13 protein-coding genes are annotated in these 12,944 nt (G+C 63.9%); 7 read left to right on the top strand and 6 right to left on the bottom strand.

Going from position 1 to position 12,944, the window contains the following annotated elements; all coding sequences use genetic code 11:
* The first annotated feature begins 57 nt into the window (after positions 1–57).
* The 3 genes from tsaA to EOA32_RS00605 all read left to right on the top strand — a co-directional run bounded on the left by tsaA (position 58) and on the right by EOA32_RS00605 (position 1,932).
* On the top strand, positions 58–564 hold the full coding sequence (gene tsaA / locus EOA32_RS00615) for a tRNA (N6-threonylcarbamoyladenosine(37)-N6)-methyltransferase TrmO (protein WP_128370521.1): 507 nt from the start codon (positions 58–60) through the stop codon (positions 562–564).
* Positions 561–875: a DUF2293 domain-containing protein gene (locus EOA32_RS00610; protein WP_066990672.1), complete on the top strand. Its 315-nt coding sequence runs from the start codon at positions 561–563 to the stop codon at positions 873–875. The genes tsaA and EOA32_RS00610 overlap by 4 nt, the downstream gene beginning before the upstream one ends.
* A gap of 97 nt (positions 876–972) precedes the next feature.
* Positions 973–1,932: an aminotransferase class IV gene (locus EOA32_RS00605; protein WP_128370520.1), complete on the top strand. Its 960-nt coding sequence runs from the start codon at positions 973–975 to the stop codon at positions 1,930–1,932.
* Between the two features lie 70 nt (positions 1,933–2,002).
* Here the strand turns inward: EOA32_RS00605 and EOA32_RS00600 are convergent, their stop codons facing one another.
* Entirely contained in the window at positions 2,003–2,632 is a 630-nt protein-coding gene (locus tag EOA32_RS00600; protein ID WP_128370519.1) for an MOSC domain-containing protein, read from the bottom strand.
* 179 nt (positions 2,633–2,811) lie between these two features.
* Between EOA32_RS00600 and EOA32_RS00595 the strand changes: the two genes are divergently transcribed.
* On the top strand, positions 2,812–3,378 hold the full coding sequence (locus EOA32_RS00595) for an isoprenylcysteine carboxylmethyltransferase family protein (RefSeq protein ID WP_095828946.1): 567 nt from the start codon (positions 2,812–2,814) through the stop codon (positions 3,376–3,378).
* 6 nt (positions 3,379–3,384) lie between these two features.
* Here EOA32_RS00595 and EOA32_RS00590 read toward each other — a convergent pair whose 3' ends face one another.
* The 4 genes from EOA32_RS00590 to EOA32_RS00575 form a co-directional block, all read right to left on the bottom strand.
* Positions 3,385–4,506, bottom strand: coding sequence for a beta-ketoacyl-ACP synthase III (locus EOA32_RS00590; RefSeq protein WP_128370518.1), 1,122 nt, complete (start codon positions 4,504–4,506; stop codon positions 3,385–3,387).
* Positions 4,507–4,624: 118 nt separating this feature from the next.
* Positions 4,625–5,392 (bottom strand): trans-aconitate 2-methyltransferase, encoded by a 768-nt coding sequence (gene tam, locus EOA32_RS00585; protein ID WP_128370517.1) that lies wholly within the window; start codon positions 5,390–5,392, stop codon positions 4,625–4,627.
* Between the two features lie 38 nt (positions 5,393–5,430).
* Complete coding sequence (gene ettA / locus EOA32_RS00580) at positions 5,431–7,080, bottom strand: energy-dependent translational throttle protein EttA (protein ID WP_128370516.1); 1,650 nt, start codon at positions 7,078–7,080, stop codon at positions 5,431–5,433.
* A 156-nt stretch (positions 7,081–7,236) separates the two neighbouring features.
* The gene (locus tag EOA32_RS00575) at positions 7,237–8,247 is read right to left on the bottom strand and encodes a ribonuclease (protein WP_128370515.1); all 1,011 of its coding nucleotides are present in this window, start codon (positions 8,245–8,247) and stop codon (positions 7,237–7,239) included.
* Positions 8,248–8,442: 195 nt separating this feature from the next.
* Here EOA32_RS00575 and EOA32_RS00570 point away from each other — a divergent pair, with 195 nt between their 5' ends.
* The 3 genes from EOA32_RS00570 (at position 8,443) to EOA32_RS00560 (ending at position 12,275) form a co-directional block, all read left to right on the top strand.
* Entirely contained in the window at positions 8,443–9,375 is a 933-nt protein-coding gene (locus EOA32_RS00570; protein WP_128370514.1) for an alpha/beta hydrolase, read from the top strand.
* A 78-nt stretch (positions 9,376–9,453) separates the two neighbouring features.
* Positions 9,454–10,629, top strand: coding sequence for a CaiB/BaiF CoA-transferase family protein (locus EOA32_RS00565; RefSeq protein WP_128370513.1), 1,176 nt, complete (start codon positions 9,454–9,456; stop codon positions 10,627–10,629).
* A complete protein-coding gene (locus EOA32_RS00560; protein WP_128370512.1) occupies positions 10,626–12,275 on the top strand; it encodes a thiamine pyrophosphate-binding protein in 1,650 nt (549 codons plus the stop codon). Before EOA32_RS00565 ends, EOA32_RS00560 begins: the two co-directional genes overlap by 4 nt.
* Positions 12,276–12,324: 49 nt before the next feature.
* On the opposite strand, the gene EOA32_RS00555 is transcribed toward EOA32_RS00560, so the two are convergent.
* Entirely contained in the window at positions 12,325–12,771 is a 447-nt protein-coding gene (locus EOA32_RS00555; RefSeq protein ID WP_066990644.1) for a CHRD domain-containing protein, read from the bottom strand.
* Positions 12,772–12,944 lie beyond the last annotated feature (173 nt).

The raw sequence follows: 12,944 nt of genomic DNA, 5'->3' as shown, positions 1-12,944 counted from the left end.
AATGGCGCAGCCATGGTCCGCGCATTGCAGGCCATGCGTCCGCGGATTGATTGAACGATGTTCGAGAGACGCGAGGACGAGACGCTCTTGGAAAACGACCCGGCCGATCTGCCGCCGGACGGCCATGTCGTCTTCATCGGCCGGATCGCTTCGCCTTGGACGAGCCGCGAGGATTGTCCCAAGAACATGCGCGCCGCCCGCGAGACCGGCCGGACTGCGGCCATCCTGATCGACAAGCCCTACCGCCGGGGGCTGCAGAACCTCGATCGCGCCAGCCACATCGTCATCCTGTCCTGGCTCGGTCATGCGCCACGGAATCTGATTGTGCAGAAACCGCGCCATGCGGCTGAACCGAAAGGCGTTTTCTCGCTGCGCTCCCCTGCCCGGCCGAACCCTGTCGGCCTGCACATCGCGAAGCTCGTCGCGCTCGATATCGAGGAAGGCCGGATCGAGATCGACGCCATCGACGTGCTCGACGGCACGCCGGTCGTCGACATCAAGCCCTACTATGCGTCGACCGATGCCTTCCCTGAGGCGGCCATTGCCGGAAGCGAGGAGAAATGAGCGCGCCGACCGGCCGCCGCCGCGCGATTGCCAAGGCGCTCACCGCGCTCTTGCCGCTCGCCCCCTATTCCGACATGGAAAAAATCCGCGCCGATGCCGGAGCCGTGCATATGAAGAGCTTGCCGCCGACGATCGCGGTGTGGCTGGCAACCATCGCGCATGTCCGCCACACCCATACCGACTATGACAAACTGCTGGCCGAAGGCTATGACCGCGACTCGGCACGCTTCTTTGTCATCGACGAGACCAATGAGGTGCTGACCCGCTGGCGCGCGACGCGGCTGCTGGAAGAGGATGACGAGGACGAGTAAAGCACAGGCTAGGCTAGACAGCGCCGTTGGCCTGGCTCTTACTTCATTCGAAGCGGGACGCTAGCCTGCCTTTCCACAACGACGAAGAAGGAGCGAAATGAGCCAAGCCGCCCCCGCGCCTGCCGCGCCACTACCCGTTCTGTCAGAGCGTCATCTCGATCCGCATGCCTATCCCAACGGCGTCGCTTACCTCGATGGACAATATCTGCCGATGTCGCAGGCAAAGGTGTCGGTGCTGGACTGGGGCTTTCTGCATTCCGACGCCACTTACGACACGGTCCATGTCTGGGACGGCCGCTTTTTCCGTCTCGATCTGCATCTCGACCGTTTCTTCGGCGGGCTGGAAAAGCTTCGCATGACCATCCCGTTCGACCGCGACGGCGTTGCCGAAATCCTGCACAATTGCGTCGCGCTGTCCGGCCATCGCGCCGCCTATGTCGAGATGCTGTGCACGCGCGGCGCCTCGCCGACCTTCAGCCGCGATCCGCGTCAGGCGATCAACCGGTTCATGGCTTTCGCCGTCCCCTTCGGCTCGGTCGCCGATGCCGAACAATTGCGAAGCGGCCTCCACGTCGCGATCAGCGACAAGGTCCGTATCCCACCTGCCTCGATCGATCCCTCGATCAAGAACTACCATTGGCTGGACCTGGTGCGCGGGCTCTACGACGCTTATGACCGCGGCGCCGACACCGCGCTGGTCCTCGACTTCAACGGCAACCTCGCCGAAGGTCCAGGCTTCAACGTGTTCTGTGTCAGGGCAGGCAAATTGACCACGCCCGCCGTCGGCGTGCTGCCCGGCATAACGCGCCGCACCGTGTTTGACCTGTGCGCCGAGGCGCGACTGTCCGCGGTTGCCGCGGATGTCAGCGTGGCCGCGCTCAAGTCAGCCGACGAAGTCTTCATCACCTCGACGGCCGGCGGCATCATGCCCGTCACGATGATCGACGGTGCTCCGGTTGCCGATGGCAAGGTCGGGGCGATCACTGAGCGTCTGATGCGCCTCTACTGGCAAAAGCACGAGGATCCGGCCTGGTCGAGCGCAGTGCGCTACGGATGACGACCAAAGCCACTGCAACAGTTCACTCAGAGCGAGACTTGAACCGGCGATATCCAAAGCCGAAGCCCGATCACGCGCGATAGATCCACTGCTCCGGCACCCGCACCGAAATCTCTTCGCCGGTCCTGATGATGCCGGGTTTTTCGACCCAGGCGACCAGACCGCGCAGCCTCTTCGCCGTCTTCGGAAACAGCAAGGCAGTCGCGTCGCGATCCGCCGCGTTGACATGTTCGGCGATCGATTGCCCGGCGACCCGGCAGGGCTTGTTCTGGCCGTCGATCTTGATCGTCACGCCGCCCTTGAAGAACAACAGCGACCCCGCCGGCAGCATCGAAAGATGCGGCAGGCCTTCGATCCTCAGGTTGGCGCCGATCCATTCCGCCTTGATCTCCTCGAGGCCCATGCGGTGGGCGACGATGGCGAGCTCATCCGCGGCGACGAGCGACAATTGCCGCTCGTTGCGCATTTCGGTGCCGCGCGGGTACCAGGGCTCGCGCCCGCCGGAGCGCCGCGTCGCGCCGGCATGGAAGTCACCCTCGATCCCGTCGAAGCCAAGGCGCAATTCGTCCACGGGCCTTGTCTCGAAATGATCGGACGGCGCGGCATAGAGTGCCGCTGCTAATGCTATCAGCTTGCGGCCGGCGACGATGTCGGCCGTCGGCTCCGCCGACGGAAAAAGCTCTAGGTTCGTTTCCTGCATAGCGTTGGTCTAGAGACGCTCGGCTACTCGGTCCAGTCGAAAGCGCTGATGATCCGATCACAGCGCTTGATGGCGATCACGACTTTCTTACCTGAAGATGCCGCACGCTTTCACGTTCCGCCGCATTGCCGCCGCTCCGGCGGCGTAAATGGCGGCGCGAACTTGGGAGGGTTCAGATCATGCAGGTTCAACATGCGATCGCCGCGCTCTGGTTGGCCTGGGTGGTGTCTTGGGTGCTGGCCGCCGCGTGGGCCGATCCAGCGCAAAAGCGCGCGGACTTCAAGGCTGAGGCCCGTTACCGGGTTCTCTGGCTGGCCGGCACCTTTCTGCTGTTCGCGCCGGCGCACGGCTATGTCGGCCGATTGCGGCTGTGGACGCCGACGCTTGCCGAGGCCTGGATCTGCGTCGCCCTGATCGCGATCGGCATCGCTTTCGCCTGGTGGGCGCGCTTGCATCTCGGTCGGCTGTGGTCGGGCACCGTCACCGCCAAAGCCGATCACCGCGTGGTCGACACCGGTCCCTATCGGCTGGTCCGCCACCCGATCTACACCGGCCTGCTGGTGTCGATCCTCGCTACCATGGCAGCCAAGGGCACTGTCTGGGGTGTTGCCGGCACTGCCCTGCTGCTCGTCGGCATCGTCGTCAAGGCCAGGCTGGAAGAGAGCTTCCTGCGCGGCGAGCTCGGCCCCGCCTATGACGACTATGCCAGACGCGTGCCGATGCTGGTGCCGTTCGTCCCCGCCTGAGCCGGTTTACAACATCCTCAGCAGCGCGCCGCCGATCGAATAGCCGGCGCCGAAGGCGCAGAGCAGGCCGAAATCGCCGGCCTTCATGTCCGCATGATTTTCGGACAGTGCCACGATGGCGCCGGCGCCCGCCGTGTTGCCGAGGCGTTCCAGCACCATCGGCGCGCGGTCGTGGTCGACATCGTGGCCGAAGGCGAGTTTCAGGATCATCGCATTCATGCGCGCATTGGCCTGATGCAGCCAGAAGCGGCGGATGCCTTGCGGCGTCAGACCATGCTCGGCCAGGAACTCGACGATGAATTTGTGGCCCGCGACCGTGACTTCCTTGAACACCTTGTTGCCGACCTGCTTGATCAGATTGCCCTCGAGTTTGATCTGGTAGGGATCGTCCTGGGCAGTGCGGGTGTGGTAGCCGAGATTGGTGCGGATGTTGTTCGACATTTGCGTCCAAGTGCGCGTGTCGAGCACCTCGAAGCGTCCCGGCCGCTTCTCGCCCTGGTCGAGCCCTTCGATGACCATCGCGACTGACGCGTCGCCGAAGATGAAATGCGTCTGCCGGTCGCGGAAGTTCAGATGGCCGGTGATGATTTCGGGCGTCGACACCAGGATGCGCTTGTGCGCCCCTGCCCTGACAAGGTTGACCGCGATGTGCAGCGCCGCCGCGGCGGAAGAGCAGCCGAGCCCCATGTCGAAGCCGGCGCCCTTGCTGCCCAGCGCTTGCTGCATCTCGATGGCGATCGCCGGATAAGGCCGCTGATGATGCGAGGCCGAGCAGATCACCAGATCGATATCCGAGCCTTCCACGCCGGCATGGGCGATGGCCTTTTTGGCCGAAGCGATGCCGAACTCCGCCTGCAGCGACAGCGCGTCGTCCGGCCGGGCCGGAATGCGCGGCGCCATGCGGGTCGGATCGAGGATGCCTTCGCGTTCGATCACATGGCGGGTCTGCACGCCCGAGGCATGGACGATGAAGTCGCTGTCCGACTTCTGCAGCAGCGTCTCGCCAGTGACGGCGCGGCGCGCATTCTCGGTGTCGACCCAGCTATTGAAGCTTTCGACCAGCTCTTCATTGGTGATGACAGGCTCGGGGATTTCGGCGCCGATGCCGCTGATGATGACGCGATGCATGTCCAATCCGTCCGAGGCACGGCCTTTGTGCCGGAGCGCGCTACCCTTGTCGCATTTGGCCGGTTTATGCCAGCCTAAATCGCAGTTCCGGCTATCGCGATGAGTTGACCGGAAACGGTCAGGCCCGCTTGGCAATGATGAAGATGCGCGGGAAGCGCAGCAGCACCTTGCCGTTCGCCGTATTCGGATAGGCCTTTGCGATCTTTGCGGTGTAGCTTTCGAGGAATGTCTTTCTCTCGTCCGCGCCGAGCGGATCGAGGAACGGCTTCAGGCCCGTCGCCTTGACCCATTCGACGATCGCTTCGGCATCGGCCAACGGATGATTGTAGATCGTGTGCCAGATATCCACGCGATCGGCGAGCGGCGACAGAAGATCGTAGTAGAAGGAAACCGCGGGCAGCGGCGCGCGGGCGGCGCTCCTGAGCTTGGCCGAGAACGGCATCTCGGCGGCGGTGTCGCGCATCAACCGATGCGAGGGTTCGCCAAGATTATCGGGCATCTGGATGGCCAAGGCGCCGCCCGGTGCGAGCAGCCCGATCAGTCGCTGGAACACCGCCGGATGCTCCGGCAGCCATTGAAAGACCGCGTTTGCGAAGATCACGTCGACGGGCTGTGCCGGCTGCCAGGCGGAAGCATCGGCTAGCGCGAAATTCACGTTGGGCAGCCGCGCCTTCGCCTTCGCGATCATGTCGGGTGAGGTGTCGAAACCGCTGACCTCCGCATCTGGCCATCGCTCGACCAGCAGCTCCGTCGAGTTGCCCGGACCGCAGCCAATATCGACGACGCGGCGCGGGAAGTCGACCGGGACTTGTGCTGCCAGGTCCCGCGCGGGCCGCGTGCGCTCATCCTCGAACTTCAGATATTGGGCGGCGGACCAGTCAGCCATTTCAGAACCTCATATTTGTTCGCCGCCCATGGACTTTGCTACCGCGTCAGCCGCTTGTGCGTCATGCGGTGCGGGGTTGCCGCTTCCGCGCCCAGGCGGCGCAGCTTGTCCTTCTCATATTCCTCGAAGTTGCCTTCGAACCATTCGACATGCGCGTCGCCCTCGAAGGCGAGCATGTGGGTCGCCATGCGGTCGAGGAACATGCGGTCGTGGCTGATGATCACCGCGCAACCGGCATAGGCTTCGAGCGCATCTTCCAGCGCGCCCAGCGTTTCGGTGTCGAGATCGTTGGTCGGTTCGTCGAGCAGCAGCACATTGCCGCCGCCCTTCAGCATCTTGGCCAGATGCACGCGGTTGCGCTGGCCGCCGGAAAGATTGCCGACCTTCTGCTGCTGGTCGCCGCCGCGGAAGTTGAAGGACGAGCAGTAAGCGCGGCTGTTGACCTCGTGCTTGCCGAGCTTGATGACCTCGGCGCCGCCCGAGATCTCTTCCCAAACCGTCTTGTTCGGGTCGAGCGCGTCGCGGCTCTGGTCGACATAGCCGAGCTTCACAGTCTCGCCCTTGCGGATCGAGCCGGCATCCGGTGTTTCCTGACCGGTGATCATCTTGAACAGGGTCGTCTTGCCGGCGCCGTTCGGGCCGATGACGCCGACGATGCCACCCGGCGGCAGTTTGAACGACAAATCCTCGATCAAAAGCTCGTCGGCAAAGCCCTTGTTGAGGCCCTCGACCTCGATGACGACATTGCCGAGGCGCTCGCTCGACGGGATGACGATCTGCGTGTCGGTCGGCTTGCGGTTCTGCGACTGCTCGACCAATTCCTCATAGGCCTTGATGCGCGCCTTGGACTTGGTCTGGCGCGCCTTCGGCGAGGATTGGATCCATTCGCGCTCGCGCCAGATCGCCTTCTGGCGGGCGTCGTCCTCGCGCCCTTCCTGGATCAGGCGCTTGGCCTTGGCGTCGAGATATCTGGTGTAGTTGCCCTCGTAGGGAATGCCGCGGCCGCGGTCGAGCTCGAGAATCCAGCCGGTGACGTTGTCGAGGAAGTAGCGATCGTGGGTGATGATCAGCACCGAGCCCGGATAGTCGCGCAGGTGCTTTTCCAGCCACTGCGTGGTCTCGGCGTCGAGATGGTTGGTCGGCTCGTCGAGCAGCAACAGCTCGGGCTGCTCGAGCAGCAGCCGGCAGAGCGCCACGCGGCGCCGCTCGCCGCCCGACAGGTTGGTCACTTCTGAATCGGCCGGCGGGCACTGCAGGGCGTCCATCGCCATCTCGACCTGCTGCTCGAGATCCCACAGGTTCAGCCGGTCCATCTCGTCCTGCAGCTTGGCCGACTCGTCCGCCGTCTCGTCGGAATAGTTCATCATCAGCTCGTTATAGCGCTCGATGATGGCGGTCTTCCTGGCGACGCCGTCCATGACGTTTTCACGCACGGTCTTGCTGTTGTCGAGCTGCGGCTCCTGCGCGAGGTAGCCCACGGTCGCGCCTTCGGCCAGCCAAGCCTCGCCCTGAAACTCCTTGTCGAGCCCGGCCATGATGCGCAGGATGGTCGACTTGCCCGAACCGTTGGGGCCGAGGATGCCGATCTTGGCGTCCGGATAGAAGGACAGGTGGATGTTGTCGAGCACCTTCTTGGTGCCGTAGGCCTTCGACAGGCCTGACATGTGATAGATGAACTGGCGAGCCACGCGCGCTTTCCCTGAAACTGAACTGTCGAATTGGGTGGAGTTGCGCGCTATGTAGGCGATGAAGCGCCGAACGGCAATCGCTTTCGGCACGCCGCGATCTTCACCAGCCGGCGATCATGCTCGGTTCGGCGGCCAGATCCGGTCCTGGCACGCGCCCTATTGGAACCCTATCGCGTCGACCGTGCCCTTCGGGCAGCCCGCCTTGCTCGTCGGCGCCGAGGCGATCAGCAGGCTGGCGAGCTTGCTGTCGGGGGCGATCGGACCGGAGAGACCGAGCGTCAGCTCGCCAATCAACCGCCTTCCGCTCGACGGATCGACAAGGCAGGAGACGCGCACGCGGTCGCCGGCACCCTTGCCGAAGGCCTGGTCGAAGGCATTGCGGATCTGCTCCGATGTCAGCTGCTTGCCGATGTTTTTGACAAAGAGATCGCGCACCGGCGAGGCGTTCACCGCGCGCATCAGATTGAGCGCGTCGGAAAAATACTCCTGCTGGCTCTTGCCGTAGCAGGTGCCGTGCTTGATCCATTCATGGCGCTCCAGCTTGGACGCCGTGCCCGGCATCATCTGGTCGAGCTCGGCGCGCGTGTTGGCGTCGAGTTCGACGGGCGGCAAATCCCCCCAATGCGCGGGATTGTCGTTGGCCTTGTCGCCCGCCGACACCTGGCAATAGAAATTGCCGTTCGGCTGCGGCCACAGCCCATGCAGCGTGAAGTGCGAAGCGTCGAATTCGTTGGGATTCTGCGCCTTGCATTCGGGTTTGTTGGCCTTGGTCTCACAGAATGCGGGCTGCCAGCTCATCGCGAACACATAGTCAGGCTTGCCGGAACCAGGTTGCGACGGCTTCATCGGATCGGCCGGCGACGGCGTGGCGGACGCCCTGCCGCCGGTGACATGGCCGCAGTTGATCTTCACCCAGCGTCGCTCCGGATCGGCGTCAGGAACCTGGATGAGATAATGGGTGGGCTCGTCCTTGTTGCCTGCCAGAAGCTGATAGGTCTGTCCCGCTTCGGTAGACGCGTTGCCGGAGTTCTTGCCGCTCCTGATGGCTTGCGTGGCCGGACAGGCGCTGTCGGCCACGAAGGTGCCGCTCATCTTCACATCGGCCTGAGCCGCGCCGGCGCCAACCAGGGCCATAACAACCGAACCCCATACTGCCCAAACCCGCATTCCCGCTCTCCCGGCGATCATCGAACCGTATCGGATTCTCCACATTAGAACAGGCGACGTGTCAGAATTGCGATCTTCGTCGTCGCGCGAAAATAATCCCCAGGAGAGCGATAAGCGCACTCCACAGGCTCGAAAGGATCGCGCACTCTTGACGCAGCCGAAGCCCTCGCCCATCAGTCGGCAAGGGAGCGAGACATGCCATTCGACAAGCAGACCAGGCTGGCCTCACCGGCCGGGGCCGACCTCAACCTCTATGTGAGACATGCGCAGGTATCCCCGCGCGCCGTCATCCAGATCAATCACGGATTGGCCGAGCATGCGGCGCGTTACGCCCGCTTTGCCGACTTCCTCGGCGCGCGCGGCTTCCATGTCTACGCCCATGACCATCGCGGCCATGGCGCGACAAAGGCGCCCGATGCGCCGCTCGGCCGGTTCGCCGATACCGACGGCATCGCCAAGGTGATTGCCGATGTCGGCGCGGTGCATGATCTGATCGCCGTTGAACATCCGGGATTGCCGGTCATCGCTTTTGGACATTCGCTCGGCGCCTCGATCGCGCTGAATTTCGTCCTCCGCCACTCCGGTCGTGTCCATGCCGCCGTGATCTGGAACGGCAATTTCTCGCAAGGCCTGCTCGGCCAGCTGGCCCTGGCCATCCTGGGCTGGGAAAGGATGCGGCTGGGCTCCGACGTGCCATCTCGGCTGCTGCCCAAGCTGACCTTCCAGGCCTGGGGCAAGGCCGTGCCCAATCACCGGACCTTGTTCGACTGGCTGTCGCGCGATCCGGTCGAGGTCGACAAATACATCGCCGACCCGCTCTGCGGCTGGGACGCCTCCATCTCCATGTGGCGCGATGTGGTCAACCTGGCGCTCTACGCCGGTAGGGATTCGAGCTTCGCCGGCGTGCGCCGCGACCTCTTCGTCAATCTGATCGGCGGCGGGAAGGATCCGGCATCGGACTACGGCAAAGCGGTTCACCACCTTGCCCGGCGTATGGACAGAATGGGCTTTTCGAATCTGGTTTCAAAGGTTTACGCCGACACCCGCCACGAAAGCCTGAACGAGGTCAACCGCGACATCATCATGAATGATTTCGCCGCCTGGGCGGATCATGCGCTGAAACCCTAGCCATTGGCCCATTGCATGGGTCGTGACAGGGGCGACCTCTGTTGGTAGACGCTGCGCTTCGATTACTCACGGTGATCCATGGCTGAACCCCCGCTGAAAGGCATCCGCGTCATCGAACTCGCCCGCATCCTGGCAGGCCCCTGGGCCGGGCAGCTGCTCGCCGATCTCGGCGCCGATGTCATCAAGGTCGAGAGCCCGGACGGCGGCGACGACACCCGCAAATGGGGCCCACCCTTCGTCATGAGCCATGACGGCGAGAACCTTTCGGCGGCCTATTATCATTCCTGCAATCGCGGCAAGCGCTCGATCGCCATCGATTTCTCCAAGCCCGAAGGCGCCGACACGCTCCGCCGCCTCGTCGCCACGGCCGACGTGCTGATCGAGAACTTCAAGCTCGGCGGTCTCAAGAAATACGGGCTCGACTATGAGAGCCTGAAGAGGATCAACCCGCGCCTCGTCTATTGCTCGATCACCGGCTTTGGCCAGGACGGGCCGTACGCACCCCGCGCGGGTTACGATTTCATCATCCAGGCGATGGCCGGCATGATGTCGATCACCGGCGAGGCCGGCCGCGAGCCGCAAAAGGCAGGCGTCGCCATCTCCGACCTGTTCACTGGGCTTTATTCGGTGATCGCCATCCAGGCGGCGCTCCGCCACGCAGAAAGGACCGGTGAAGGCCAGCATATCGACATGGCGCTCTTCGACAGCCAGATCTCGGCGCTCGGCAACCAGAACCTCAACTATCTGGTCTCCGGCAAGTCGCCCGCACAGATGGGCAATGCGCATATGAACATCGCGCCTTACGAGGTGCTGCCGGTCAAGGACGGCCATATCATCCTGGCGGTCGGCAATGACGGACAATTCACCAAGTTCTGCGCAGCGGTCGGCCTCACCGATCTGCCAGCCAATCCGGATTTCGCCACCAATCCGGCGCGCGTCGCCAATCGCGCAAAGCTGCGCGAACAGATCATCGAGTCGCTGAGCACGTGGGATCGCGATCCGCTGCTGGCAAAGCTCGAGGCGGCCGGCGTGCCGGCAAGCCCGATCAACACGATCGGCCAGATGTTCGCCGATCCGCAGACGATCGCGCGCGGCATGCGGCTCGACCTGGAGGACGGTCATGGCAATTTGCTGCCTTCGGTACGTGCGCCGATGGTGATGTCCGGCACGCCGCTCGTCTATGAGCGGCCCTCGCCGCGTCTCGGCGAGCACACTGAGGAAATCCTTGCCGAACTGGAGAGAGCAGCAAAATGAAAACGGGCGGACAATTGATCGTCGAGACGCTCGAAGCGAACGGCACCGACCGCATCTTCTGCGTTCCTGGCGAATCCTATCTGGCGGTGCTCGACGCGCTGCATGACTCGCCGATCCGCACCATCGTCTGCCGTCAGGAAGGCGGAGCGGCGATGATGGCCGACTGCCAGGGGCGCCTGACCGGAAAGCCCGGCATATGCTTTGTCACCCGCGGCCCCGGCGCCACCAACGCTTCGGCCGGCATTCATATCGCCATGCAGGATTCGGTGCCGCTGATCCTGTTCATCGGCCAGGTCGCCAGTCACGCCAAGGAGCGCGAGGCTTTTCAGGAGGTCGACTACAAGCGCTTCTTCGGCGACATCGCCAAATGGGTGGTTGAGATCGACGATGCCTCACGCATCCCGGAATTCGTCACCCGCGCCTTCGCGGTGGCGACGTCAGGCCGCCCTGGCCCAGTTGTCATCTCGCTGCCCGAGGACATGCTGACCAGCGAGGTCGAGGCCCCAACGGCGCTGGCTCATACGCTGGTCGAAACAAGCCCTGGTGAAGCCGAAATCGACCGGCTTGAGGCCCTGCTCAATGCCGCCAAACGGCCAATTGCCATCCTGGGCGGCACGCGCTGGGATATTCAAGCGGTTCAGGACGTCACCCGTATCGCAGAGGCCTGGTCACTGCCGGTCGGCTGCTCCTTCCGCCGCCAGATGCTGTTCGACCACTTGCATCCGAACTATGCCGGCGATGTCGGCATCGGCATCAATCCGAAGCTGGCGGCAGCGGTCAAGCAGGCAGACCTGGTGCTGCTCATCGGCGGCCGCATGGGCGAGATGCCGTCCTCGGACTACACGCTGTTGAAAAGCCCTTACCCGGACCAGATGCTGGTGCATGTCCACGCCGACGCCGGCGAGCTTGGCCGCGTCTATCGGCCGACCCTGGCGATCAACGCCTCCCCCGCCGCCTTCGTGCGAGCCTTCGCCAGACGCAAAGGTCCGGCCGCGCCCGGTTGGGCGGCGGAGACGGCAAAGCTGCATGCCGCCTATCTCGAATGGTCGACGCCGCCTCAGACCGGCCCCGGCGCCGTGCAGATGGGGCCGATCATGACCTATCTGGAAAAGGCGCTGCCGGAAGACGCCATCCTCACCAACGGCGCCGGCAACTACGCCACCTGGGTACATCGCTTCCACCGCTTCCGCCGCTTCGCCACGCAGGCGGCGCCGACTTCCGGCTCGATGGGCTACGGCACGCCGGCCGCGGTCGCGGCCAAGGCCCTGTACCCGGATCGCGCGGTCATCGCGTTTGCCGGCGACGGCTGCTTTCTGATGAACGGGCAGGAGTTCGCGACCGCCGTGCAATACGACCTGCCGATCATCGTGGTCGTCGTCAACAACGGCATTTACGGCACGATCCGCATGCATCAGGAGCGGGAATATCCGAGCCGCGTCGTGGCGACCGACCTCAAGAACCCGGATTTCGCCGCCCTCGCCCGCGCCTATGGCGGCCATGGCGAGACCGTCGAAAGGACCGAAGACTTCGCTCCGGCCTTCGAACGTGCACGCGCCAGCGGCAAACCGGCGATCGTCGAGATCAGGCTCGATCCCGAAGCCATTACGCCGACCCGCACGCTGACACAGATACGCGACAAGTCCTGATCAGGCAGAACGAGGCGGTCGCCCCCTCGTTGCTGCCTGAGGAACTCCGCTACATCGATCCGCCGGCTTTCTCGATCTGGCCGCGGATCTCGCCGTCCGGATTCGCCTTGGTGTGGACGTTGACGTAGTACTTGCCGGCCTCGAGGTCGGCCGCCTGCGCGTCGGTCAGCGTCGCCGATCCCTTGATCGGGCTTTTGAGCTTCTTGAATGGGATTACCGGAGGTGCGTTTTCACCCGACGCGGCCGGCCCGTGAATGTGAGCAGCCGTCGCAGGTCCGCTGAGGCCGGAATATTTGACGTTCCAGCTGAGCTTCTTCTTGGCGGTGTCGAAGGTGAATGTGGCGGTTCCCTTGCCTTTGGTGGTGACGGGCGGGCTCTGCTGGCTACCGTCGAGCGTCGCATTGTACTTCACAGTTTCGGCCAAGGCCGGAGACGCGAGCAGCAAAGCAGTCGAGACAGCAAAGGCCGAAAGCATCGGCCATGATTGGATGCGCATTGGAGAACCTCCTTGGCTGGCGCGCATCCGCCCCGCCGCGGCTCCCCCGGCGCGCGGATGCCCCACTGCAACGGTTGGCAGGCCGCTTGTATCCCTGCACACGGATATTTTACCACAGCCAAGCAAAAGGGGCGGTCACCCGCCCCCGTTAAGTCTCGACTGGCGAGGTCGAC

The sequence above is a fragment of the Mesorhizobium sp. M1A.F.Ca.ET.072.01.1.1 genome (assembly GCF_004023325.1).
Classification (GTDB): domain Bacteria; phylum Pseudomonadota; class Alphaproteobacteria; order Rhizobiales; family Rhizobiaceae; genus Mesorhizobium.
Note: the sequence above shows the minus strand (reverse complement) of the source record. Positions and strands in the feature narration are given on the sequence as shown.